Annotated in this window: 23 protein-coding genes; 22 read left to right on the forward strand and 1 reads right to left on the reverse strand. The window is 43.6% G+C overall.

Translation table 11 applies throughout. The features are described from left to right. Positions 1 to 210 precede the first annotated feature (210 nt). Entirely contained in the window at positions 211 to 1746 is a 1536-nt protein-coding gene (gene murJ, locus ABD943_RS11045) for a murein biosynthesis integral membrane protein MurJ (protein ID WP_345293242.1), read from the forward strand. A gap of 52 nt (positions 1747 to 1798) precedes the next feature. Here murJ and ABD943_RS11050 read toward each other — a convergent pair whose 3' ends face one another. Continuing rightward, the gene (locus tag ABD943_RS11050; protein WP_345293243.1) at positions 1799 to 2398 is read right to left on the reverse strand and encodes a hypothetical protein; all 600 of its coding nucleotides are present in this window, start codon (positions 2396 to 2398) and stop codon (positions 1799 to 1801) included. 190 nt (positions 2399 to 2588) lie between these two features. Here ABD943_RS11050 and ribF point away from each other — a divergent pair, with 190 nt between their 5' ends. The 21 genes from ribF (at position 2589) to trpCF (ending at position 26416) form a co-directional block, all read left to right on the forward strand. Then, a complete protein-coding gene (ribF, locus tag ABD943_RS11055) occupies positions 2589 to 3572 on the forward strand; it encodes a bifunctional riboflavin kinase/FAD synthetase (RefSeq protein WP_345293244.1) in 984 nt (327 codons plus the stop codon). Between the two features lie 35 nt (positions 3573 to 3607). After that, positions 3608 to 6403 carry an isoleucine--tRNA ligase gene (ileS, locus tag ABD943_RS11060; protein WP_345293245.1) on the forward strand — a complete coding sequence of 932 codons (2796 nt, stop codon included), beginning with the start codon at positions 3608 to 3610 and terminating at the stop codon, positions 6401 to 6403. Positions 6404 to 6505: 102 nt separating this feature from the next. Next, positions 6506 to 7051: a signal peptidase II gene (gene lspA, locus ABD943_RS11065; protein ID WP_425559477.1), complete on the forward strand. Its 546-nt coding sequence runs from the start codon at positions 6506 to 6508 to the stop codon at positions 7049 to 7051. Between the two features lie 29 nt (positions 7052 to 7080). Then, a complete protein-coding gene (fkpB, locus tag ABD943_RS11070; protein WP_345293247.1) occupies positions 7081 to 7530 on the forward strand; it encodes an FKBP-type peptidyl-prolyl cis-trans isomerase in 450 nt (149 codons plus the stop codon). Between the two features lie 105 nt (positions 7531 to 7635). Then, the gene (gene ispH / locus ABD943_RS11075) at positions 7636 to 8571 is read left to right on the forward strand and encodes a 4-hydroxy-3-methylbut-2-enyl diphosphate reductase (RefSeq protein WP_345293248.1); all 936 of its coding nucleotides are present in this window, start codon (positions 7636 to 7638) and stop codon (positions 8569 to 8571) included. Between the two features lie 148 nt (positions 8572 to 8719). Further along, positions 8720 to 9334, forward strand: coding sequence for a type IV pilus modification protein PilV (gene pilV, locus ABD943_RS11080; RefSeq protein ID WP_345293249.1), 615 nt, complete (start codon positions 8720 to 8722; stop codon positions 9332 to 9334). Further along, on the forward strand, positions 9331 to 10071 hold the full coding sequence (locus tag ABD943_RS11085) for a PilW family protein (protein WP_345293250.1): 741 nt from the start codon (positions 9331 to 9333) through the stop codon (positions 10069 to 10071). Before pilV ends, ABD943_RS11085 begins: the two co-directional genes overlap by 4 nt. Positions 10072 to 10085: 14 nt before the next feature. Further along, positions 10086 to 10628, forward strand: a complete 543-nt coding sequence (locus ABD943_RS11090) for a pilus assembly PilX family protein (RefSeq protein WP_345293251.1) — start codon at positions 10086 to 10088, stop codon at positions 10626 to 10628. A 10-nt stretch (positions 10629 to 10638) separates the two neighbouring features. Then, complete coding sequence (locus ABD943_RS11095; protein ID WP_345293252.1) at positions 10639 to 13686, forward strand: pilus assembly protein; 3048 nt, start codon at positions 10639 to 10641, stop codon at positions 13684 to 13686. Beyond that, the gene (locus tag ABD943_RS11100; protein WP_345293253.1) at positions 13676 to 14173 is read left to right on the forward strand and encodes a GspH/FimT family pseudopilin; all 498 of its coding nucleotides are present in this window, start codon (positions 13676 to 13678) and stop codon (positions 14171 to 14173) included. The genes ABD943_RS11095 and ABD943_RS11100 overlap by 11 nt, the downstream gene beginning before the upstream one ends. Positions 14174 to 14192: 19 nt before the next feature. Beyond that, positions 14193 to 14591 carry a type IV pilin protein gene (locus tag ABD943_RS11105; protein ID WP_345293254.1) on the forward strand — a complete coding sequence of 133 codons (399 nt, stop codon included), beginning with the start codon at positions 14193 to 14195 and terminating at the stop codon, positions 14589 to 14591. Positions 14592 to 14768: 177 nt separating this feature from the next. Beyond that, positions 14769 to 15368, forward strand: coding sequence for a type IV pilus modification PilV family protein (locus ABD943_RS11110; protein WP_345293255.1), 600 nt, complete (start codon positions 14769 to 14771; stop codon positions 15366 to 15368). Further along, positions 15365 to 16105 (forward strand): PilW family protein, encoded by a 741-nt coding sequence (locus tag ABD943_RS11115; protein WP_345293256.1) that lies wholly within the window; start codon positions 15365 to 15367, stop codon positions 16103 to 16105. The genes ABD943_RS11110 and ABD943_RS11115 overlap by 4 nt, the downstream gene beginning before the upstream one ends. A 4-nt stretch (positions 16106 to 16109) precedes the next feature. Further along, positions 16110 to 16667: a pilus assembly PilX family protein gene (locus ABD943_RS11120; protein ID WP_345293257.1), complete on the forward strand. Its 558-nt coding sequence runs from the start codon at positions 16110 to 16112 to the stop codon at positions 16665 to 16667. A 16-nt stretch (positions 16668 to 16683) separates the two neighbouring features. After that, a complete protein-coding gene (locus ABD943_RS11125; RefSeq protein ID WP_345293258.1) occupies positions 16684 to 19653 on the forward strand; it encodes a PilC/PilY family type IV pilus protein in 2970 nt (989 codons plus the stop codon). 88 nt (positions 19654 to 19741) lie between these two features. Beyond that, positions 19742 to 20452, forward strand: a complete 711-nt coding sequence (locus tag ABD943_RS11130; RefSeq protein ID WP_345293259.1) for an AAA family ATPase — start codon at positions 19742 to 19744, stop codon at positions 20450 to 20452. Positions 20453 to 20837: 385 nt separating this feature from the next. Further along, complete coding sequence (aroF, locus tag ABD943_RS11135; RefSeq protein WP_345293260.1) at positions 20838 to 21872, forward strand: 3-deoxy-7-phosphoheptulonate synthase; 1035 nt, start codon at positions 20838 to 20840, stop codon at positions 21870 to 21872. Then, on the forward strand, positions 21862 to 23430 hold the full coding sequence (locus ABD943_RS11140; RefSeq protein WP_345293261.1) for an anthranilate synthase component 1: 1569 nt from the start codon (positions 21862 to 21864) through the stop codon (positions 23428 to 23430). The genes aroF and ABD943_RS11140 overlap by 11 nt, the downstream gene beginning before the upstream one ends. After that, positions 23427 to 24041: an anthranilate synthase component II gene (locus ABD943_RS11145; protein ID WP_345293262.1), complete on the forward strand. Its 615-nt coding sequence runs from the start codon at positions 23427 to 23429 to the stop codon at positions 24039 to 24041. The genes ABD943_RS11140 and ABD943_RS11145 overlap by 4 nt, the downstream gene beginning before the upstream one ends. Further along, on the forward strand, positions 24025 to 25032 hold the full coding sequence (gene trpD, locus ABD943_RS11150; protein WP_345293263.1) for an anthranilate phosphoribosyltransferase: 1008 nt from the start codon (positions 24025 to 24027) through the stop codon (positions 25030 to 25032). The genes ABD943_RS11145 and trpD overlap by 17 nt, the downstream gene beginning before the upstream one ends. Next, the gene (trpCF, locus tag ABD943_RS11155) at positions 25025 to 26416 is read left to right on the forward strand and encodes a bifunctional indole-3-glycerol-phosphate synthase TrpC/phosphoribosylanthranilate isomerase TrpF (RefSeq protein ID WP_345293264.1); all 1392 of its coding nucleotides are present in this window, start codon (positions 25025 to 25027) and stop codon (positions 26414 to 26416) included. Before trpD ends, trpCF begins: the two co-directional genes overlap by 8 nt. Position 26417: the final 1 nt, after the last annotated feature.

Consider the following 26417-nt stretch of genomic DNA (forward strand, 5'->3'; position numbering starts at 1 on the left):
AACTGGTTAATAAACAATAATCACAAATTTAAGGTCGCGAAATATACCTGTTTTAACGCGTCGTATCAAGTGAAAACAGCGAAAAACAGTAGAATTCTGTCAATTTTAGGGCTTTTCCAGCATATCTATGGTGACGAGCCGGTTTTTGACTTAAACTTGCGACCCATAAGAACAGTATTCTAACACTACTTAGGAAGATATTTCAGCATTATGGGCAGTCTTTTACGTTCCAGTACCATCGTTAGTTTTTGGACCATGATGTCCCGGTTTTTGGGGTTGGCTCGAGATGTTGTTCTAGCAAACTTGTTAGGTGCAAGCGGTCAAGCAGATGTATTTTTAGTGGCTCAGAAAATCCCTAACTTCCTAAGGCGACTCTTTGGCGAGGGCGCTTTTGCCACTGCTTTTGTGCCAGTCTTTTCAGAATACCACTCGAATCGCACCAAAGCTGAGACTGTCTCGCTATTAAGCAAAGTGTCAGGCACCTTAGGCGTGGTACTTGCCGTTATTACCGTTTTAGGTGTGCTCGGCTCGCAGGGCGTGATCGCTTTATTTGGTGCCGGTTTTATCGCCGACCCTGAGAAATTTCAGTTAGGCAGTGACTTATTAAAAATCACATTCCCCTATATTTTCTTTATATCGCTGGTGGCCATGTATAGTTCGGTACTGAATACACTGGATAAGTTCGCCGTACCAGCTTTTGCGCCAATCTTATTAAACTTATCCATCATTGCCGCTGCTATTATCTGGGCGCCAACTATGGAGCAACCAACCGTTGCGCTGGCTTGGGCGATATTTATTGCTGGTGCTTTGCAGCTCTTCTTACACTTTCCTTTCTTATGGAAAGCTGGGTATCTACCTAAACCACAGTGGGCTTGGAAAGATTCAGCGGTCCAGCGCATTATCAAATTGATGGTACCTGTCATCATTGGTGCATCCGCCAGTCAGATTAATTTATTGATCGATACGCAGATTGCTTCATTTCTTGAAGAGGGCAGTATTTCGTGGCTGTATTATTCCGATCGTATGATGGAGTTTCCACTAGGTATTTTCGGCATTGCTATCGCCACAGTATTGTTACCAACGCTGTCAAAATTCTTCTCGAAAAAGGATATGGAGCACTTCTCGGGCACCTTGGATTGGGGATTACGGATGGTGCTGATGATCGGCATTCCAGCGGGAATAGGTCTTTTCTGGTTAGCAGAGCCTATCATGATTAGCGTATTCCAGCATGGTGCTTTTACCGCAGAAGATTCGTTCAAAGCAGGGCAGAGCTTGCAGGCGTACTCGATAGGTTTGATTGGGTTTATGATGGTCAAAGTCTTTTTGACGGGCTATTACTCGCGTCAAGACACCAAAACCCCCGTCAAAATTGCTTTGTTCGCCATCGTTAGTAACATCGTCCTAAACTTGGCGTTGTTTAAACCCTTTGGCCATGTTGGACTGGCGATCGCCACTAGTATTTCAGCGTTTATCAACGCGATTTTCCTGTACCGTTACTTGCATAAAGAGCAGCACTTGCAACTTTCGCGGAAAAGTAAGGTGTGGATCCTCAAGTTGGTGATTGCTAGCGGTTTGTTGTTAGTTGGCCTTTGGTATACCGACTTCAGCATCGATCAATGGCAATCATGGTCACGCTTTGAAGCGATTGGTATGGTTAGCGTCATTATTGTCGCTACGGTCTTTGTCTACGGGGCCTTGTTAGGTGTAATGGGACTACGCCCAAGAGACTTCAAAATTCAGCGTTAAAGTGTTTTTGGCACAGAAATCCCCGCGAGAGCGGGGGCTTAATTACGACTTCTTAGTTCTGTAACGTCAAAACAGCCTTATAACGAGGTTTTTGGTGACGCTCTAAATAGTAAATAAGCTCGTTAGTTTCGGGCTTAAGTTCCAGCATCCAGACGTTACTTTTAGCTTCGGGAATCATATCTGCCGTATGTTCATCCGCTATGAAAAATTGTTTGGTTTCGGTGCCATGAGCATTCTTGTAGCTTCCAGCATAGCCACCATAGTTGGTGACTGCATGGGGTTTGCCATTAGGATAGCGGTGGTCGTGCTTGAACAATAAGCCTTGCCCCGTCGCCTTTATAATCCAAGTTCTCGATTTATCGTCACCAACGGTGAATGGAATGCGGATAATTCGATCGCTGCATTCACTAATCGTAGCGATCAGTTTTTTACCGGCAAAATCATGACTGGGATCGTCAGGGTAAACGGTTGTTCCGACTAGCGTTTCGCCACACATGGACTCTAGGCGCTTGAAAAAGTTAGCTTCTTGTTTCGAGAGTGCTACTTCGGTATGAGCTGCTGGCGCGTTGCTGTTAAAGGCGCAAGCTGTTATGAGGCTGGCTAGAAGGGCGCTGATGATCGGTTTAAATGTTGGTTTCATGGTTAATGTCATGACAAATCTGGTGGCTTAAAGGTGTTCTCATCCTGCTTGATTTTTGAGCGATAGGCAAGTTGCTAACTTGTTATTATTGCAGGATTTATGTTTTCTATGAGCCCAATCAATGATTTATGGTTAATTCTTAGGCCATAGTCCGCTATAATTGCCGCCTTTGGCACCAGCCCAGCGGAATTACTGAGACATAATGCGTTTATTGCGTGGCCTATATAACTGTCCTAAAGCACTGTTTGCGCAGGGCTGTGTGGCGACCATTGGTAATTTCGATGGCGTCCACCGCGGTCATCAAGCCATTATTAGCCGCTTAACCACAAAGGCTAAAGCGTTCGACTTACCCAGTGTGGTTATCGTATTTGAACCGCACCCCCAAGAGTATTTTCGTCCTGAGGCTGCTCCGGCTCGACTCTTCAAGTTAACCGATAAAGTACAAGCGCTGGAAAAGCTTGGAGTCGATTATGTGTTGTGCTTCCGCTTCAATCAAGAGTTCGCCGAATTAACAGCGGAAGATTTCATCCGCCGGGTTTTAGTCGAGCGGTTGCATGTGCAGCACCTCTTTATTGGCGATGATTTCCGCTTCGGGTACCAGCGTCGGGGTGACTTTGAGATGCTGAAAGCACACGGGGCGGGGCATTTCACGGTTGAAGCAAATCAGTCGGTTACCTTGGCGGTTGAGGGGCAGCACCAGAGAATTAGCAGCAGCTTAGTACGTGATGCTATTGCGCAGAATAACTTTGATTTAGCGCAGCGCTTTCTCGATAAACCCTATTATATTGAAGGGAAAGTTAGCCATGGCGACAAGCAGGGCCGTGAGATTGGCTTCGCCACTGCGAATATCCCGCTGAAACGACTGAAAAGTCCGTTAAAGGGGGTGTATGCGGTATGGGTGTATGGTATAAGTGCTAGTTTGGCGCAGAGTAAAGGGCTTGAGGGGCTTTCTTCGAAGAGATTGCCTGCGGTAGTAAATGTTGGTCATAAACCAACGCTAAAACACAGCCCTGAACGATTAGAAATTCATCTTTTAGACTTCAACAGCGACTTGTACGGTCAGCGCTTACGAGTGGAGCCTATCGCAAAGTTACGTGGTGAACATAAGTTTGCTTCGGTGGATGAGCTTAAAGCACAAATCGCAGCAGATATAGAAGCTGCACGAGAAATTTTTCATAAGATTTAAACGTTTGAATTAACCAAAACAGAGTAATCATTTCGATGAGTGACTATAAAGACACCTTAAACTTACCGAAGACTAAGTTTGAAATGCGCGGGAACTTACCCAACCGTGAGCCAAAAATGTTGGCCGAGTGGGAAAAGAACGATTTGTATGGCGAAATCCGTAAAGCACGTGCTGGCCGTGAGCAATTTATTTTGCACGATGGCCCTCCGTATGCCAACGGTAATATTCACATTGGTCACTCTGTTAATAAAATTTTAAAAGACATCGTGGTTAAGAGTAAAACCATCAGTGGCTTTGACAGCCCGTATGTTCCTGGGTGGGATTGTCACGGTTTGCCTATTGAGAATGTGGTTGAAAAGAAAGTTGGTAAAGCTGGGCAGAAAGTGTCTCACGCGGATTTCCGTCAAAAGTGCCGCGACTATGCTGAAAAGCAAGTTGAAGGGCAGATGAAGGATTTTGTTCGACTGGGCGTTTTAGGCGAGTGGAACAACCCTTATAAAACGATGAATTTTAGCTTTGAAGCAAACATTGTTCGTGCACTTTCGAAGCTGGTAAAGAACGGTCACATGCACAAAGGCGAGAAGCCTGTGTACTGGAGTGTGGTTGGTGGTTCGTCGTTAGCGGAAGCTGAAGTTGAATACCAAGATAAAACCTCGTTCTCGATTTATGTGCGATATCCGCTTGCGGACGTTGATGGCTTTGAGAAGGCTTTTGACGGGGCCTCATGCAGCAATACCTCAGTGGTTATCTGGACCACAACGCCTTGGACGCTACCATCAAGCCAAGCGGTTACAGTGCATGCGGACTTCCGTTATGTGCTAGTGAAAACGGGCGACGAGCAGTTCGTGTTAGCTGAAGACTTGTATAAGCAGGTGATGGAAGAGGCTGAAATTAGCGACTATGAAGTTATCGCGACGACGACAGGCGCTAAGCTTGAAAACTTGCAAATCCATCATCCTTTCTATGATAAAACATTGCCTGTGATCATTGGTGACCACGTAACGACCGACGCCGGTACTGGTTTGGTACATACGGCGCCAGATCATGGCCCTGACGACTTCCAAGTGGTTAAAAAGTACGGCATTGGTTTATTGAATTACGTTATGGCTAACGGTGTTTTTTCAGATGACACGCCATTATTTGATGGGCAGCATGTTTATAAAGTGGATCAACCAATTGTTGAACATTTGGTTGAAAGTGGAAAGTTGTTGCATCAAGATAAAATTCGCCACAGCTACCCGCACTGCTGGAGAACTAAGACGCCTCTTATTTACCGTGCGACGCCGCAATGGTTTATTTCCATGACGCAAAATAACTTGCAGCCGCAAGCGATGGAAGAGATTAAAAAAGTAAAGTGGGTACCAGACTGGGGCCAGGCGCGAATTGAATCGATGGTCGAAAATCGTCCAGACTGGTGTATTTCACGCCAGAGAACTTGGGGCGTGCCGTTATGTTTATTCATCGATAAGAAGGATGGTCAGCCGCACCCTGATGCTGCTGAGTTAATGGAAAAAGTTGCTCTCTTGATTGAAGAGAAGGGAATTCAAGCTTGGTATGACTTAGATGCTTCTGACTTTGTCGACGCTGACAAGTATGAAAAAATTGATGATACTTTGGACGTTTGGTTTGATTCGGGCGTGACTCACTATTGCGTGCTGTCAGCACGAGACTATTTGCGTCAACCGGCTGACTTGTACCTTGAGGGCTCGGATCAACACCGTGGTTGGTTCCAATCATCGTTATTAACATCTGTGGGTATTCATGGTCATGCGCCTTATAGACACTGTTTAACTCATGGGTTTGTGGTTGATGGTAAAGGCGAAAAAATGTCGAAGTCGAAAGGCAACGTCATGGCGCCAAACGATGTGATCAACAAGCTAGGCGCAGACGTTCTGCGTTTGTGGGTATCATCTGCAGATTACCGTGGTGAAATGGCGGTTTCAGAAGAAATTTTGAAGCGCACGGGCGATACTTATCGACGTTTGCGTAATACCTCACGTTTCTTACTGGCAAACCTTGAAGGTTTCGAGCCGGCAACAGACTTGTTGGCTAAAGATGACTTGTTACCACTCGACCGCTGGGCTGTGGATGCTGCCTATCAGGCGCAAGAAGCGATAGTTGATGCGTACGATAACTACAACTTCTGGGTGGTGGCGCAGAAAATCCATCACTTCTGTTCTATTGATATGGGTAGCTTCTATCTCGATATCATTAAAGATCGTCAGTACACAGCAAAGCGTGGCTCTAACGCACAACGCTCTTGTCAGACGGCTCTGTATCATATCGTCGAAGCGCTGGTTCGTTGGATCGCGCCTATCTTGAGCTTTACGGCGAATGAAATTTGGCCGTTATTGCCGCAACCAGCGAATGGTGCGCGTGAGAAAACAGTCTTTGTTTCAGAATGGTATGACGGTTTGTTTCCAATGGAGAATGCCACCATTACTGCTGAAGATTGGGATAGAATCTCTAACGTCAAAGACGCGATTAATAAAGCGATTGAAGTTAAACGTAAAGATGGCGCTATTGGTGGCTCACTACAGGCTGAAGTAACCATTCATGCCGATGAGACGTTGTATTCTGTTTTGAGCAAGTTGGAAGATGAACTACGCTTTGTCTTTATTACTTCGCAGGCGAAATTGGTTAAAGATGATGGTGGGGAAGCTACCGATATCGAAGGTTTAAAGTTGACGATTACCGCTTCTGAAGCTGAAAAGTGCGAGCGTTGTTGGCATTACCGCGAGGATGTGGGTTCAAACGATGAGCATCCGACCATTTGTAATCGTTGTGTTGAGAACGTGGTGGGTGATGGCGAAACTCGTCATTACGCATAAGCGAGTACGTCATACCCGCGAAAGCGTGAATCTAGTCATTAGATGATGAAAGATCCCCGCTTTCGCGGGGATGACTGTAATAATAAAACAGATAGAGAATATATTTTGAAAAAAATAACAGAATCTGGACTGGTTTGGTTGTGGCTTACGATCATTTTGTTAGTACTCGACCAGGTGACCAAAATTTGGGCGAATACCAACTTAGCGCCTGTCTACGGAGGGCCTGTGATCGAGGTGATGCCTCACTTTGATTTGAACTTGGCCTATAACTATGGCGCCGCGTTTAGCTTTCTGGGCGATGCTGGAGGGTGGCAACGTTGGCTGTTTACGGCTATCGCTGCGGGTATTAGTGTCGCTCTTTTAGTTTGGATGTATAAAACACCGAAAAGCGATAAGTTGCCGAATATCGGTATGGCATTGATACTGAGCGGGGCTATTGGCAATTTGTATGATCGCTTGGCTTATGGTTATGTGATTGATTTTATTGATTGGTACGTGTCAAAAGACGGTTATCACTGGCCGACATTCAATATCGCAGACAGTGTTATTTTGATTGGTGTGGGGCTTTTAATTATCGATACCTTTAAAAACCCCGATGAGAAAAGTGGTAAGGCAGCCTCAAAAAAGGCCAGCAAAAAAGCTGCTTAATACTGACTTTTAAACGTTAAAAGGCTTGTATGACAACTGATACCAACTTAGCTATTGAGGCTAACTCTAAAGCATTAGTTCATTTTAATGTTTTGTTAAAAGATGGCTCCGCGGCGGATAGTACTCGCGTGAACGGTAAACCGGTGTGGTTTATCATGGGTGATGGTAGCTTGACGGAGGTTATTGAAACGTCATTGACTGGCTTGAAAGCTGGTGACGAAAAAAAATTAGAGATTCATGGTTCGGACTTTTTCGGGCCTGCGAATCCTGATGATGTGCACTTTATGGATATCAGTCAATTTTCTGCTGATGTAAAGCTGGAAGAAGGTTCGATTATCGCTTTCGAAGATATGATGGGTGGTACTGTGCCTGGTATGATTCGAGAAGTGAAAGGGCATTCTGTGAAGGTCGATTTTAACCACCCGTTGGCAGATCAGGATATAATCCTTGAAATTGAAATTGTCGAAGTGAGACAATAGGTCAAGTATATAAGGTGTCATTCCCGCGAAGGCGGGAATCCTAGTTGTTGATAGGGTATACAGATTCCCGCCTTCGCGGGAATGACGAATCTAGTAGGTAATCTCTTGGAAATAGTATTAGCAAACCCCCGTGGCTTCTGTGCCGGTGTTGATCGAGCGATTGAGATCGTGAATCGAGCCATTGAGCTGTTTGGGGCGCCGATTTATGTCAAACATGAAGTCGTTCATAACAAGTTTGTGGTTGATGGCCTGCGCGATAAAGGGGCGGTTTTCATTGAAGATTTAAATGATGTACCAAGAGATTCAACGCTGATATTTAGTGCTCATGGTGTGTCGCAGCAAGTTCGACGCGATGCTGAAGCGCGTAATTTAAAAGTCTTTGATGCCACGTGCCCACTGGTGACCAAGGTGCATATGGAGGTCGCGCGTCATAGCCGTCGCCATGAGGAATGTATTTTAATTGGACACAAAGGGCACCCTGAAGTTGAAGGGACAATGGGGCAGTATGATAACCCTGACTCTGGGATCTATTTAGTTGAAGATGAGCAAGATGTGCAAGAACTTGAGGTCAAGAATCCTGAGCAGCTTTTTTATGTCACCCAGACCACCTTGTCGGTGGATGATACGCAGCGCTTAGTGAAGGCCTTACAAGATAAATTCCCGAAAATTCAAGGCCCTAAGAAAGACGATATCTGTTACGCAACACAAAATCGCCAAGATGCGGTTAAACAATTAGCCGTGGATTGTGATTTGATTTTGGTGGTTGGTGCTCAAAACAGCTCGAACTCAAGTCGCCTTCAAGAATTATCCGAAAATGAAGGAACACGCTCTTTCCTTATCAATAATGCCACTGAGATTGATCCCAGCTGGTTGCAAGGTGTTAACAAGGTCGGCGTTACCGCCGGAGCGTCTGCACCAGAAGTGCTGGTTAAAGACGTCATTGCTTACCTAGAGTCCCAAGGCGGCACTAACACACAAGAGTCTGACGGCGTTGAAGAAAACATCGTTTTCGTCCTACCCAGTGAGTTACGACCAAGCTAAACTCTCCTTAAAACCCTTTATAATGAATTACTTAAGACCGATAAGTGACCGCTTATCGGTTTTTTTATACCGTTTGTCTAAACTCCCAAGCAATTTGAATTAAATCGTTATATAACGTAATGACTGATAATTTGGTTTCGGAGTCCAAATGGGAAAAAGTAAAAACTCAGGCTTTACTCTAATGGAGGTCTTAATCGCCATGGTGGTCATCGCGATAGGCCTTTTAGGGTACCTTTCTTTGCAACTTGCATCTATCAACTCAAACCAAGAGGGTATGGCAAGGTCGCAAGCGAACCTTATTGCACAAGATTTAGCGGCATCAATTCGTGCTAACAGAGCATACATTAATCAAGGTGATGGCACTGCTAATGTTGGCAATGTTTATGTCGATGGTGACTATAACAGCTGCTCAGCGTTACCAGCCACAGTATGTACGGGAGCTGCAGCAAACTGTACTGATGAAGAGCAAGCTCAGTTTGACGTGTACAAGGTATGCCAGTCTAAAGCTGGTTTTAATACTGCTACCGCTGATTCAGACTTATTGATTGATGGACAACTTTTTGTGACATGCGATGATCGCGCTGCTGATGGTGATAGTTGTTCTCCGGGATCGACCTTGAGTATTTTTACTTATTGGCAAACAGGGGCTTTACGAGACGATGTGGGGCAAGATGCTACGGTTATTCGTAATCAACGATGTGCTAACTTAGCAGACGACCCAGGTGTCAATTATGACTGTATTATTTTGGATATTATGCCATGAAGATATTATTAGCGAGTAAACAAAAAGCTTTTACACTTATTGAGTATATGGTCGCGATAACGATCGGCTTAATTTTATTGGCTGGATTGACTTACCTGTTTTTAGGGATGAAGCAGTCGACTACAACTCAATCAGCCATTTCATCACTTCAAGAAAACGGTCGCTTCGCATTGTATTTTTTGAGTGATGATATTCAAAATGCCGGCTGGGCAAACGTAGAAACCAGTGGTTATGGTGTATATACATCACCTGCATTTCAATTCGCTGGAGCAACAGCTAGTTCAGATGGTGGTAGCGTTGGCAGCAGCGACAGAATTACGGTGAGATATGTTGATGATACAGATTGTGTCGGCGGAGCTTCTACAGGGATCGTTGAGAATAGCTATTTCGTTGAAGATAACCAGTTGAAGTGTACCGGAAGCAGCGGTGGGACAGAGCCGTTGATTAGCAATATTGATGCAATGCACTTCTTATACGGTATTGATACTGATGGTAACAGTGCACCGAACAAGTTTGTTAAAGCGAGTGATGTGGCGGCGTCTGAGCAAGAGTCGATATCCGCTGTAAAGATTATTTTAGTATTGGCCTCAGATGGCAATGTCCATAGTACAGATAAAGAGCAAAAGTTTGAGGTTTTAAATGAAGGGACATTGACGATAACGGATCGTAAGGCTCGTAAAATTTTCACAACGACGGTTTCAGTGCCTAATAAACCGGCGTTTATTATTTCAAGTTAGTGAGGTTGGATAAGATGCAATTAAAGATACAAAAAAACCAAGGTGCTACTTTAGCGCTGGTCTTAGTGTTTTTGTTGATTTTGACAGTACTTGGTGTTGCGAGTATGTCCGACTCAATTATCCAGCAAAAATCTTCTACTAATATTTATTTAGAAAACGAGGCCTTTCATACCGCAGAAAGCGCTGTGAGTGCAGCGATTCACTGGGATGAGATTGAAGGTGAGGCACTGTACGGAACCGCAACAGCAGAAACCAAGGTTGGACAGGAATACTGTGTTGGTGATAACGGTACTTTAGCCGCTATTGACGATGGCGCGAGCTGTACAACGGCTTTTGAAGGTCATGCTAACGTTATCGCTTTCGCTAGAGTTGAGTATCTCGGTTGTGGTACTTGTCCCAACTTTGAGCTAGGGGTATCGCCAAGTATTGGCTGTAATGCCTGGAAAATAACCGGTGACAGCACGGTTGCAGAGCGCACCAATGTTGCGGTGCAAAGCTGGGTAACGAAAATTGGTGGCTGCTTTTCAGCTGGCAAAAGTTTAGATTTAACACTTTAAGGTGATTGTTATGAGAAATTTTTTCACACAAATGATGAAAGGGGTTCTATTAGGACTGTATCTAACAATCCCTTTAATGGCTGCTAATACCGCCAGAGCTGATGATACCGAAGTTTACTTTTTTGACGGCAGTAAAATTGATACAGGCCGTCCAAAAGTAATGTTGTTGCTGGAGTTTTCTTCTGCAATGAATGGTGGTGGACGCTTAGCAAAAATTCAACAAGCTTTGCTTCAGTTAGCTAATGATCCCGAAGTGAACTCTGAAGTAGACTTCGGTCTTGCTATTTTTGCAAAAAGCCGAAGTGGTTCGATTAAAGCTGAAGGAACTGTACACTACCCTATCGCAAAACTTAACTCAGCAACGGAGTTACCTAACTTTAGTACCGTAGTTACATTGTTAAGCTTGAAAGGTACCGTACCCGGTAGTACGCCGACGATCGAAGGCATGTCGGAAGCCTATCGCTACTTCTTAAATAGAACTCCTTACTACTGGAACTCCAGCTCAACACACCCCTCTGCTGTGAGCAACTCGCGATACGCCTTTTCTGACACATCAGGCTGTGCTGCAAAGGCGTTAGTAGTACTTGCTCACGGTCAAATCAATGGTAACGAGTGGAGAAATGCAACTCAATCCATTGTAGGGCGTTCAAGCACGGATACTGAGATGGTTTCATACATGAAAGGTACTCATGACGTTGATACTTATACCATTAGTCCTGGCTCATCCGGTAATAACAAACAAAATCTAGACAACTGGGCAAATGCCGGTGGCACTGAGAAAGCTTTTGATTGGAACGATGAGACTGACTGTAATGCGGTCGATGCAGAAGGTAATCCCGTTGGTTTGTGTGCCATTCTAAAGAAAGTCATTGAAGAAGTCTCAAGCCAAGGTACCAGTTTTGTTCAAGCGGGTGTGACTGTGAGTCAACAAAACCGTTTAAACCATGATAATCATTTATATTTTGCACAGTTTCAGGCTGATGATATTGCTCGCTGGCCTGGCAACTTGAAAAAATACAAAATTGATGGCGGTCAGTTAGTTGATGTTAATCAAAAACCAGCTGTTGATACTGATACTGGTTTGTTTTTGGAAGAGCGAGATGCGAATGGTTTTATTACAAACTCGACTAGCTTCTGGGCTCCTAAAGATGGGAATGGCAACTTAATTGCTGATGGCAACCAAGTAGAGCGCGGTGGGACACTGGAAGGTCTTGATGGATTTTTAAAGACAACGCCTCAGGAAGTTGATGGAACCATCTATCAAACGTTTGCTTCATACAGCCGTAACTTATATTTTGATTCTAGTGATGTGTTATCGCCAATTGCGACGAAAGCAACTGCCGCTGACTTTGATATGCCTGTGTCTACAGAAGAAGAGAAGCAAGCATTCGAGACCGTCTTTACTGAAACGTTAGGGTATAGCCTAAGAGATGTCACCGTAACCAGAGACGACGGCACCGAAGTTATTGTCGAGAATGTGGCAGAGCCAGCCCGTTTAATGGGCGATCCTTTGCATAGCGTACCTAAGGTTCTTCAATATAAAGTTGGTGATAGCACTAAGTCAGTAGGCTTTATGGGCACCAACCTAGGTTATTTACATGCTGTCGATTTAGATACCGGTGTTGAAAACTGGGGTTATGTTCCTAAAGAAATGTTGAAGAAAATGCAGGAGTTCTTGGATGACGTTAAAATTGGTGGTGATCCTACTCTTCATAACTATGGTTTGGATGGGGAAATCCACATCGCTCACGGAGATAGCAATGGCAATATATTAGTGGATGAAGGCGAGAAAGCCTTGCTTATTATCGGTATGCGCCGTGGTGGTAACCGTTACTATGTACTAGATATTAGTGATATTGGTAGTCCTAAATTCTTATTCAGAATACAGGGCGGAGGAATCGGAGACCTCAGTCAATTAGGCGATACCTGGTCACCTGTCACGGTAACAAACATCAACTTTGGTGAAGGTACCAAAACCGTTGCGATTTTTGGTGGCGGTTATGACAAAGATCAAGATGATGCAACGACATTTGTAAAAGATGATATTGGTAATGATGTCTTTATTTACGATATCGCCAACCAAAAGGTCTTGTGGAATCTACAAGGCTCTGCATTACAAACTGTAAAAGGCCAAATCAATAGTGTGCCTGGAGCAATTAGAGCCTTGTCACTTAAAACAAACATCGCTATCGCAGAGCACTTGTATGTAGCTGATACGGGGGGACAGATCTTCCGTTTTGATTTATATCCAACAGAGACTGGTATGGATGTTAAAGCTGGTCGAATTTTTAAAGCTCGTGGCAATAACTCGGAGTCTGAGAATCGCCGTTTCTTCTATGCACCTTCTGTTGCATTTATACCACAGCCTCAAGGCAAGTCATTCGTCGCTGTTGCTGTTGGGTCGGGGTATAGAGCCCATCCGTTGAATGCCAAAATTGATGATTACTTCTTTATGGTAAAAGACCAAGGGGTTCTTCAGTCTACGAAGACATTCAACGATGTAGCCTTTAACGGAACAAATCCAGATGCTGAGCAGCAACTATTAAACGTAACAGATACGGTTTCAAGTAATACTACTACGAGGAATGCTATTGTATCAGGCGAGAAAAGCGGATGGTTTATTGAGCTAAATGGTGAAATCAATACCACAGACGCAAATGGGAACACTGTCACAGATACTTACGCTGGTGAGAAAGTTATCTCAGAAGCCCGTATATTATTTGGTAAGGTAGTGTTTACAAGTTATGTTCCTACTGTTGATTTAACGAAACTGCAGTGTGCGCCAGTAATTGGTAGTGCGAAACTGTACGGTGTGGATGTGGTTGATGGTTCATCGTTCTTTGATGAAAATACCCGAGTGATCGATTTGATTAGTAGCGGTATACCTCCAGTCTTCCAGTTGCTTTACACAAGCGGCGGTAGTGCTGATACAACGACTGCTTCATTTATCGGTTTAGTAGGTAATGAGGTAATTCAGGATGACTTTACTAAAGCTTTGACCAAAGGATATGATGGTGTAATCAGGGTAAATTGGCGGAAAAAACCAGATGATGAATAGAAAAGTAAAAGCTTTTACTATAATCGAGCTGATGACAACGGTAGCAATTGTGGCTGTAATGGCTGCGATTGCTACTCCTTCGTTGAGGAACATGATCCTCAATAACCGTTTAGCGGCTTTCTCAAATGATATGATTAGCTCTGTATCAGCGGCGAGAAATGAAGCCATTTCGACAAGGCAGTCAGTGGCGGTTGAACCAAACGGCGGTGACTGGTCTGATGGTTGGTTGGTGTTTGTTGATAGCAATGCTAATGGTAGCTATGATAATGGTGAAGAAAAACTTAAGTCAGTAGACGCATATCCCGAGTCTTTATCAGTGAACTCTGCTCCTGGAAGTAACTTAACTTTCAACTCTAAAGGGACAATGGAGAACCTTGGAGGTTGGGGTACTTTGAAAATGTGTGACGATCGTGGTGCTGGACGCAGTATTAATGTAGCTGGTGCTGGAATAGTGTCTGTGACAAAAATCGATGTTGGCGGTTGTTAAATAAGCGGAGTTTAACTAAATGATGAAAAACAAAGCATTTACTCTAATGGAGTTGATGATTACGGTTGCAATAGTGGCGATCTTGGCAGCTATTGCAATTCCTAGCTACAGCCATTTCGTTGAGAAAGCTAAACGTAATGATGCGAAGCAAGCCCTGTTAGCAGCATCAGAAGCTGCAGAGCGCTTTAAAGCAGCAAACTTTTCTTATGCAGGCTTGGATGGAAACTTAGGTAGTGTCTTTAGTACTCAAGTACCTGTTGATGGCGGTGCAGCGTATTACAATTTGTCTATAGCTGCTGACGCAACAACTTACACGATTACTGCGACAGCAACCGGGAGTATGGCTGGTGACGGTAATTTGACGATTAATCAAGCGGGAGAAAAAACCTATAAGGGTGCCACTAAGTGGCCAGATTAACTCGCTGGATAACCAAAATTTTTAAAAGGGCTTAACGGCCCTTTTTTATTGGGATTGATACTTTGTATCAATCTGTATCAAAATTGTAAAAATATCGTATTTATATCTAAAATATCACGTTTTTAATACGCGCTTTTGTTAGAATACGTCACCTTTTATTTAGGGATTGCGCTAGTTATGAATAACGAATCAGGATTTTCACTGTTAGAAGCATTGATAACAGTGTTGGTCATTAGCATTGGCTTATTGGGGTATGCTGCATTACAAATGGGGGCTTTAAATAGCTCTGTAGACTCATTCTCACGTTCCCAGGCAACAACTCTCCTAGAAAATGCAGCTGCACGTATTGGTAATAATACCGAGTACTTACGCACAGATAGCCTTTCCTCTCCTAATCACTATGTTGGAAATCAAGCGTCAGGAACTCCTTACACCTGGTGTGATACGCAAAACAATAGTTTTCCTGAAGCCGAGTGCGGTGCGGGTGATGCCTGCTCGGGCGACAAGTTAGCAAAGCAAGATATCTATGAAGTCTGTCGCTCACTTGAAAATACCAAATTCCCTGCTGCTCGAATAGGCGCAACCTGCTTTGATCTCGATACCACGGATACTGATTCATGCAGTTATGGCTCAAGATTGTCCCTTTACATGTCTTGGCAAGGTGTTGAGCGAAAAGATGTCAGCGGTAAAGCCGCGTATGCGCAAAATACTCGTTGCCAACAGGAGCTGGGGCTTGGTTCCGACTATTCTTGTGTTCAACTGGAGCTTGTGCCATGAAACTAAAGAAAACTGTGGCAAAGGGCTTCACTCTGATTGAAATGATGGTGGCAATGCTTATTGGATTAATCATCATCGCCGGTGTTTATGTTGTCTACTTATCTAATAAGCAAACATTTAACCTTGGTTCAAACATGGTGAATGTTCATGATAACGGTCGATTTGCCATTAATTATTTGGTTAAAGATATCCAAAAAGCTGGTTGGGTAAATACCAATGTTGTACCTAGTGAAGGCTATGCTTTGAATGAGCCTTTGATTAACTTGCTCAACAACCAGTCTGTTTCTGGCGGTCTTAATTCCGATGCCATAACGGTAAGGTATTACGATGATACGGACTGTACTGGTGCAGCTGCACCTTCGAGTGGAATCATTGAAAACACTTATCGGTTAGTTCCTGGAGCTGAACTATCGGAGCTTCAGTGTAATGGAGTGACGCTTCTTAGCAATGTTGAAAGTTTTCAGATTAGATACGGTGTTTTAACTCAGCAGGGTCTTAGGTATATCAATTCTGAGGCTTTGACTAATGAAAGTATTATCAAAACTGTTGAAGTAGGCTTTACCGTAGCTTCTAACCAAAAAAGCGTGACTTCAAACTCAACGGTTACTGTTGACGAGGTCTTGGATGAAGGGCCATATACCTTCACCGATGGTCGATATAGGCAGGTTTTTACCAACACCGTCGTCATCAATAACTCTGGCGGTCTGCCTCCAGCAGAACTGTTAGTGTCGGAGTAAAAATATGAAGAATAATCAAGAAGGGTTTTCATTAATAGTTGCTCTAATTATATTGAGTATATTGGCAACGCTGGGTGTCACTATGATGTCGTCGGGTATTACATCTCAGAAAAACGCTTCAGCAAAAGAGCAAGACGCAGTGGTTTTTCACGCGGCTGAGTCCGCTAACGGCTCATATAAAAGTAGCTATCAATACGGGACAGAGCACCTTTTTAATACCGCCGAAGATGCTTATTGGGATGAGTTGACTGTACCTCGAACAGGTTACACGCGCTGTGTTGATGATAAAGGAGCACTAGTGCCATGCGCTCCTAACCCACGTATCGAGTCAGATGGGCTGGTAAAAGCAAAAGTTGAAGCTTTTTATCATAGCTGCGAAACGTCAGCATTAAAGTGCTTAGGAAATTCTTGGGACAACAATGGTCTTGGATGTCATACATTCCAGTTAGTTGGAGAGGGACACCTTGATATTAGTCAGAATGATGTTGCAGATACTGGAGAAGCAAGAACCCACGTTGAAGAGTGGGTGAGTGTCGTCCGTAGTTGCAACAAGTCATTGTAGGGGAAGTGTGATTCTTATGAACAAGAAATTTATAATATGGCTGCTGTCAGTCTTTATTTTCACTTTTTTATTTGGAAGTGTACAAGCAGATGACACAGAAATTTACTTCGGCAAGCCAAAACCAGTCAACGTTTTATTGGTTCTAGATGTCTCTGGCTCTATGGCTTTTAATATGGATGCTTGTGAGTACAATCGATGGGGGCGTCCCAAAAACAGCTGTTATCCTAGTGGCGGACAGCAGTCTCGATTAGAAGTAATGAAGGATGCTCTTAATGACTTTATTAATGATCTACCTTCAAATGCTAAAATTGGAATTTTAACTTACTCTTCGGCTAATAATATTAATCTGTTACATGAGGTTAGAGGGTTAGAGGAAGGCAGCCATAAAAATGATTTATTGACCAGTGTTGATGGCTTACAGGCTGATGGCGGGACGTTAGCAGCTGGGGCAATATATGATGCCGCATTGTACTTTAGAGGTGAGTATGGTGATTATCAGTCACCTATAGAGAAGTACAGTAACTGCGGAAGTGCTAGCAACATCGTTTTCTTAACCGATGGAGAACCTAACAGTTTAAACTCAAATGGTTGGCAGTATTACAACGACATCGAAGATTTGTTAGATGAGACTAATGCTAGTTGTGATAAAGAAACGGATGGCAAAGACTGTACCAAGAAATTAGCAAACTTCATGTCGAATAACTTACAGATTTCAGGTGTTGCTGATTCAAGCGTAAAAACTCATACCATTGCCTTTGCGAGAGACTTAACCTCAAAAACGTTCTTAGAGGAAGTGGCTAGTGAGGGAAAGGGGACCTACAATGAAGCGGGCGATAGAGAGCAACTAGTTGACGCGTTCAAAACTTCTATTCAAGCCGATATTGAGCAAAGCATGCTGGTGGCGCCAAGCGTTCCTTTAAGTCAAAGCAACCGTTTAAGTACCAGCGATGAGCTGTTCTTGGCACTTTTTAAGCCAGTACAGACGCAGCTGTGGCCTGGGAATCTAAAAAAATACTATTTAAAAAATGGTGTTATTGTCGATAAAAATGGTTCAGCGGCTACAACAACCAAAGGTGAGTTCGTGTCAACTGCTTCGAGTGCGTGGAGCTCGTCAGATGGTAATGATGTCACCCTAGGTGGTGTTGCTCAAAACATGGACTTACCAAGGAATGTTTACTCCAATATTTTAGAGAAAAACTTGTGGACTAATAAGAACAAGATTGAAGATACAAATAATAAAATAGAGAGCCAACATTTAGGGTTGTCATCTGGAGCTACTGATACTGAGGTGACGCAACATATTTCATGGCTAATCAATCATCAGTATGACTACAAACCCAATGCCGAAAACAATACAACAGTAACAGTCAACCGTTTTGGTGATCTTCTACATTCTCAACCCGTTACTGTTCAATATGAGGGGAAGAGTCTTCTTTATGTAGGCGATAATGAGGGTTATTTACATGCCATCAACACGTCAGATAATAGCGGTAAAGAAGAATGGGCGTTTATCCCTAGGCAGCTACTTAAAAATACTTCCCAGCTGTATAACAACAGTGGTTTAGCATTAGTCGAAGATCGTATCTATGGATTGGATGGTGATATTACGGTTTATCATGAGGATAAAAATAAAGACGGCATTGTTAATAACGGAGACAAAGCTTATCTTTATGTTGGAATGAGAAGAGGCGGACGTAATTATTACGGACTAGACATCTCATTACCTAATAAACCTCAACTTATGTTTACTATCACCGGTGACGAGGACACTGCTAATGAAGTTACAGCTGGGCTAAGCTGGGACTCAGTACATTATTATGAAGGCCTTGGCGAAACTTGGTCTAAGCCTTATATCGGACATATTAAATGGCGAGGCGGAAAAAAGCTGGTCATGATATTCGGTGGTGGCTATGACTCAGAGACCCAAGATAATGAAAACTTAGAGGCTGGCGAGGAAGATACTGTCGGTAATAATATTTTTATCGCAGATGCCGTTTCCGGACAAATGCTTTGGAACGCTCAAGGTGATACAACTCACATGCGACCAGGTAACTTTGATGCATTGTTAACCAACAGCTTCCCGTCCGATATTGCTGCTGGTGACTTAAGAGGTACTGGAACTATCGAGCATTTTTATGCATCTGATACCGGTGGCCAAGTCTTTCGTTTTGATGTCATTCAAGAAAAGACCTCGCAGCAGACAACCATACAAGGTGCTAAGTTAGCAGACATACAAGGAACAGGCGTGGCTGGTAATCGGAGGTTCTTTACCAAGCCCGATATCTCTTTTGTCAAAATACAAAACCGTACCATGGGAATGATTGCGCTGGGCTCCGGTTATCGCGCACATCCACTGAATGAGGATATTAACGACCGTTTTTACTTATTCTATGATAAGAAGGTCATGACTAGAGAGTTTGAAGACGACGTCATCACGGAAAATACCCTGTATGATGTGACTGAAAAAATTGATGACACAAATCCTAATACGGGCCAAACTAAGAAACGTTTTGTCAGCATTTTTGATATTTTATCCGACAAAACAAAAAATAATGGCTGGTATTTACGCCTAGCGAAAGGTGAAAAAGTTTTATCCGACTCCAGTACCATCAATTATAGGCTCTTTATAACGACCTACTCTCCTACTGGAAGCAATAATACTCCTGCAACCTGCGGTGCATCGACCGGGAGCAATAAACTGTATGCTGTTAGCGTTCTCGATGGAAGAGCTGCATTTTTTAGAGAAACACAAGCTAACGGTACAATAGAGACTGTTAGGGCCATGACATTGAACACAGAAGGAATTGCCCCAACTTTTTCAGTTTATTATCCAATTGACGGAAGTGGCAATTCAGGTGATCGAGCAGGCTTGGTTGCTTTAGAAACTATCTGTAGTGGGACCGACTGTGACTTCCTTGATCAGCTGACGACGCTGAAGTGGCGAGAGCTGACGGGAGAAGAACTTAATAAGATCAAGAATAACTGATGATGCTAAAGCCCCTCAAATGAGGGGCTCTTGCGTAATGCCTTATGTCATGTAAAATTATTCAAAACGAGATATAAGGAGCTATACTGTGCGCGCAAAGGTATTAAGTTTTGTTCAGATGAAGGGCGGGGCTGGTAAAACCACCTTATGTACCAATATCGCATCGACTTTGTCCGACTCCGGTAAAGTTCTGATGATTGATACGGATGTCCCTCAGTGCTCTTTGCAAACATGGTTTGATATTCGAAATGAAAACTATGTTATTGAAAATCTTAATGTTTTAGTTGCAAAAAACGTTGCCCACCTTCAAAAACTGGTCCGTGATAATGTCAATGATTACGACTATATCCTTATTGACGGTCACCCTAGAATTACTAACCTTACCCGTGCCGTTATCATGCTTTCCGATATGGTGTTAATTCCAATGGCACCGTCTAAAGTTGAGGTGTGGTCCACAAAGCACTTGGCTGACATCATTAATGAAGCGAAACAACAGCATAAGAACTTAGAAGCACGCATTTGCTGGAACCGTTATCGAGTGAGGACTAATTCAGCTGAAGATGTCGTTGCTGTGGCTAAAAAAGAGCTTGGTTTGGATGACTTTCAGACGAAGTTAGGTAATCGTGTAGCCTACTTAGACTCTTTTGCAGATGGTTTGACGGTTGCCGAATGGCACGATCCTGCTGCAAAACTTGAAATCTGGGCGCTAACCTCAAGCATTGAACGCTTGTTGGCTTCGCAAAAATCGAACCGGATGAAGACAGAAGCCCAAGTTGATAAGTTTGTTAAATCAAAATAAGTATGGATTAATGCTTGACCCAGCATAACAATTGAATTATGTTAACACCCATGAAAACTTTATATGTAAAAAACATTTGGTGGTGGCACGTTACTTAAGTAGCGGGCTTCTTTGCGTTTTTTACAAAAGCAAAATAGAATTTCTAAAGCCCGCACTGTGCGGGCTTTTTTTATGCCTAATTTTTTATAACTTTTTGATAGATAAAACCAAGGTAAACGAACATGACGATAATCAGCTTAGCTAAAACATCAAGTCAACATCAATGGTGGTGGATCTGCTAGGGCGGGTTATTGTCTATGAAATATGACAAAACCCGCCTTCGTGCGGGTTTTTTTGTGTCTATAAAATTTTGAATTTAAATATTGATATTAAAAGGAAATGAACCATGATTATTATTTTGAAACCAACAGCTACTGAAGCAGACGCTCAAGAAATCTTAAATCAGATTGAAGAGGCTGGGCTTAAGCCGCTACATATGCCAGGTGTTGAACGGACGGTTATTGGCGCTCTGGGTGATGAACGTATTTTACAGTCGCTGCACTTCGATAACCATCCTCAGGTTGAGCATTTAAAGCCCGTACTGAGTAAATATAAGTTGGTGAGTCGTGAAATTTATCCTCATGACACAGTTGTAAATGTTGGTAATACTCCAGTGGGTGGTGATCAATTTACGATTATGGCCGGGCCATGTGCTATCGAGAGCTATGAACAACTACTTGAAACCGCCAAACAAGTTAAGTCTTCAGGAGCAACCGTTTTGCGTGGCGGAGCTTTTAAGCCACGCACCAGCCCATATTCGTTCCAAGGCTTAGGTGTTGAAGGACTTAAAATCATGGAGCAGGTCGGTAAAGAAGTTGGTATGGATACGATCACTGAAATCATGGATGTGAATGACTTGGATGATGTTGCTCGTTACACCTCGGCTTTCCAAATTGGCGCTCGCAATATGCAGAACTACACTCTTCTTAAAGCTGTCGGTGAAACCAAACATCCGGTGCTGCTAAAAAGAGGTTTGTCAGCGACTATAGAAGAGTTACTTTTAGCGGCGGAGTATATTGTTGCTACGGGCAATCCTTATGTCATGATTTGCGAACGTGGAATTCGAACCTTTGAGACAGCCACACGCAATACCTTAGATTTGAATGCTGTTGCTTATATCAAAGAGAAAAGCCACTTGCCGGTTATCGTCGATCCTTCGCACGGTACAGGTGTTAGAACTTTAGTCGGTCCTATGGCTAAAGCTGGTGTGGCCTGCGGGGCTGATGGTTTAATCATTGAGTCTCACCGCAATCCTCGCGAATCTGTATCAGACGCAGCACAGGCTTTATCGCCAGATGATTTTGCTCAATTAATGCAGCAGCTGATTCCGTTTATCAAAGCGAGCGGTAGAACCTATCAGGAGGCCCTCAATGCAAGTTAATACGTTAACTCGTAAGCTTCCGCTGAGTTTAAGCCCCTTTCAGGTTTACGGCGTCTTAGCCGATAAGGGGCAGATTAAGCATACTGCATTATTAGAAACAGCCGAAGCGGGTACTCATCAACACCAAAAAAGCGTCATCATGGTGTCAGCGGCACTCCAAATCAAAGCGCTGGATAATAAGGTGACATTGACGGCTTTAAACCCAAATGGGCAGGAGCTACTTAAGACAATCAATGAGCTAGAGTCTCTTAACCATTCTTTTGAGGTCATTAAGGGTAGTCATGTAACAGAGTTAACTCTTACTAAAGCCCAATCCCTTAATGATGAAACTCTGAGACTTTCTCAAACCACGACGGTGTCGGTTCTACAGTACTTGCGGGATCTGCTCAAAAACGATAGCCATGCTGATAATGATAGCTCGATGCTCATCGGTGCTTTTAGCTATGAGCTGGTGGATCAGTATGAAGACTTGCCTGAGGTCAAGAAAGAGCAAGAAGATTACTGCTTTTATGTGGCGGATCAGCTGGTAATACAGCAGCGTGATAGTCAGTCGGCAAAAATCGTGGTTAAAGGCTTTGGAACTAACGCTGATAACACGGTTCGTTTAGGCGTGGATCTAGAAAGTATTTATGATGTCTTAGTCACTCAGTCGTCTAGTGACCTTCTAAGCTTTAATGATAACCACGAAGCCGCCACTTTGGCGCTGAATATCTCTGATAATGATTATTATGAGTTTGTCGCATCTGCCAAAAAACGAATTATCAAAGGCGATATCTTTCAGGTGGTACTAGCTAGAACATTTAATGTTACCTGTTCAAATGCTTACAAAGCCTATGGAAAATTACGCTTAACCAATCCTTCACCTTACATGTATTTCATTAATTTTGGTGATAAAGAGCTTTTTGGCGCCAGTCCTGAGAGCGCCTTAAAAGTTAATCAGCAGCGTGATATCTACCTGTATCCTATAGCCGGTACTCGCAAGCGGGCGATTGATGGTTGTACAGGTGAGATTAATCATGACCAAGACTCGCGAATTGAGTTTGAACTGCTCGAAGACGAAAAAGAATCTGCAGAGCATATGATGCTGGTCGACTTGGCACGGAATGATTTAGCCAAAGTGGTGGTCCCTGGAACGCGCCAAGTTACTCAGTTAAAACAAATCGTAAAGTACTCACACGTTCAACATATGGTTTCGGAAATTAAAGGTGTGTTGCAGCCAGGTGTTGATTCCATCATTGCATACCGCGCCTGCGCCAACATGGGAACCTTAACCGGGGCACCAAAGATAAAAGCTATGGAGATCATTCGCCATCAAGAAGAAGTCGGGCGAGGGTATTATGGTGGAGCCGTTTGTGTTCTAAACGCCAATGATGAATTTGATAGCGCCATTATTATCCGCTCCGCTGTAGTCGCAGACGGAATGGCCAAAATAACCGCTGGTGCTGGTATTGTGCATGATTCTGAGCCACATTTAGAAGCTTTAGAAACGGTCAATAAAGCGAAAGCTGTGATTGATGCTTGCCGTTCTCAACCGCCTCAATCGGAGTTACTGTCATGAAAACATTGCTTATCGATAACTACGATTCGTTTATTTATAACCTTAAATATGAACTAGAGCTTGCTGGAGGCGAAGTCATTGTCTGTCGTAATGATATACCTTACAGCGATCTGTTAAAGCTGACCAAGTCGGTCGATGCCGTGGTTATTTCTCCGGGGCCAGGAACGCCGCGTGAAGCAGGTCACTGCATCAAACTGGTTAAAGAAATTGCCAGTGAGAAGCCTATTTTAGGGGTCTGCCTTGGCCATCAGGTCATCATTGAAGCATTTGGCGGAAAGGTTGGCACAGCTAAAGAAATCGTTCACGGCAAAGCGGCGACTTTACAGTCTTTTCAGTCTGGTTTGCTGGATGTGTTGGGGGCAAAGATCACGGTGGCTCGCTACCACTCTCTTGCCGCAATAGAGCTGACCAATGATTTGCGAGTCGATGCTATTACTAGTGATGATGAAGTTATGGCGATATCACACATTGAGCATCATGTTTTTGGTCTTCAGTTTCATCCAGAAAGTATTATGACTCGTGACGGGACTAAGATTCTGAATAACTTTATTGATTTGGCATTAAACAAAAAAATCAAAAAGGAAGGAGTGTCGTATGCTGAATTTGCTTGAGAATGTGTATCAAGGTCAGCACCTGAACTTTGAGCAGGCTAGCATGTCTTTCCGACAAGTATTGCAGGGTGATATAGAACTACCTGTCGTTGCAGCAATGTTAGCGGCACTAAAAACGAAAGGGGAGACTGTTGAAGAGATTGCTGGCGCTGCCGCAGCTTTGCGTCAGGAAGCTCAATACTTCCCTCCATGCGAATACTCAGTTAGCGATTGTTGTGGTACCGGCGGCGATGGGTTGAACACAATTAATGTATCTACCCTAGTAGCGATTGTAGCTGCGTGTGCAGGCGTTAAAATTGTCAAGCATGGTAATCGCTCTGTATCTTCAAAGTGTGGCTCTGCGGACCTGATGGAGCAGCTCGGTGTCAAAATTGATTTGGATGCTGCCACAAGTAAAGCGTTGCTTGATGATGCAAACTTTTGCTTTTTGTACGCGCCCGATTATCACCAAGGAGTAAGGCATGTGATGCCAGTTAGACGCTCACTGAAAACCCGTACTATTTTCAACTTGATTGGCCCTCTGGCAAACCCCGCCTTACCTGATACCCAGTTGCTTGGCGTGTATGATGAGCAGTATTTGGAGCCGTTTGCAAAGATTCTAGATTTACTGGGTACTAAGAGAGCTTTGATTGTTCATGGCTCGGGCTTGGATGAAATTGCAGTCCACGGTCCAACCAAAGCCGTATCATTGAATCATGGTGTGATAGAAAGCTTTGAGCTTACGCCAGAAGACTTTTCAGCTAAGCGCCATGATTTAGCGGCGATTCAAGTGTCTGAAGGCGTCGATAATGTTACGGCGGCTCTTCAGCTTTTGAGTGGTGACGCGCCAGAAGCCCATGTTGATATGGTTGCGGTTAATTGCTCCGCACTATTAGTGCTTAATGGTCTCGCGCAAGACTTTAAAGAAGGTTACACCAAGGCAAAACACATTATTCAAAGTGGTCAAGGCTTGAGTCATCTGAATACAATTAAGGAGCTATCAAATGGTTAATGTGTTACAAGCCATTGTGGAGCATCGCCGTGAAACTCTAGCTAATAGCCCTGACGTGACTGGCTTAGTGCCTAGCGTCAAAAGTTTTTATGATGCGCTGAAGCAGCCTCACTTTGGTTTTATTATGGAATGCAAGATGGCATCGCCCTCAAAAGGTTTGATTCGAGAGGATTTCAACCTTGAACAGATTGTGCCAATTTATAATCAGTATGCTGATGCCATTTCAGTCCTCACGGAAGACCGTTTTTTTCGCGGCAGTTACGCAAACCTAAAGTATGTCAGCGAGCATACGGATAAACCCGTTTTATGCAAAGACTTTATCTTAGAGCCTAAGCAGGTTCGACAGGCACGATTTTATGGCGCTGATGCGATTTTATTAATGCTTTCAGTACTTAATGACCATGAATATAAGGCTTGCCAAAAAGAAGCGGAAAAATATGATCTCGATATTTTAACGGAAATCCATGACGAAAAAGAACTTGAGCGAGCCTTACAACTCGGTGCAAAAATCATTGGCGTTAATAACCGCAACCTTAAAGATTTAAGCATTGACCTGAGTCATACGGCGCGTTTAGTGGGGCGAATTCCTAGTGAAACAGTGGTAGTGACTGAGTCTGGTATTTCGACTCATGACGATGTGTTGACGCTTTCGCCGCTTGCTGACGCTTGTTTAGTTGGTAGTAGCTTAATGAGTCAGCGCGATTTAGATCGTGCGGCAAAACAGTTAGTGTATGGCGATATTAAAATTTGCGGTGTTAAAGACCAGTCGGCTGCCAATATCGTTAAAGAAATGCCTGCGTCTACATTGGGTGTGATTTTTGCTGAGAAGTCTCCACGGAAAGTCAGTGAGAAAGTGGCTACAAAGCAGCCGCTAGTCGGTGTTTTTCAAAACCACTCAACCGAGCAAGTCAAAAGCTTTGTTGAGCAATATGATTTGTCAGGAGTTCAATTGCATGGTGATGAGTCTGTGGAGTATGTTGAGGAATTAAAGCCACTGTTACCAGAAAGCTGCTTTGTATCGAAAGTGGTTTCTGTTCAGGCCGGAGCTAGTCTTCCGGTTATACCTGAGTATGCCGTGGATGAAATTTTGCTGGATACTCAGGTGGGTAGCGTCAAGGGGGGAACCGGAGAAACCTTTGATTGGTCGATAATTTCGCAGTTAAAGGAACAGTACCCCCAGTTCAAGTTTCGTATCGCTGGTGGCGTTACACCTGATAATATTGGTGAGCTCAAGTCACGCGGAGTAAGTGCTATTGATGTCTGTGGTGGCACTGAGGATTCTCCCGGCGTTAAGTCACCGCAAAAAATAAAGCAGCTCTTTGCGAATGCTAGAGCAATATCTGGACGAAGCCGTCATAACGGCAGTCAGCCAGAAACGGTATAGA

It is taken from the genome of Kangiella marina, assembly GCF_039541235.1.
Lineage (GTDB): Bacteria > Pseudomonadota > Gammaproteobacteria > Enterobacterales > Kangiellaceae > Kangiella > Kangiella marina.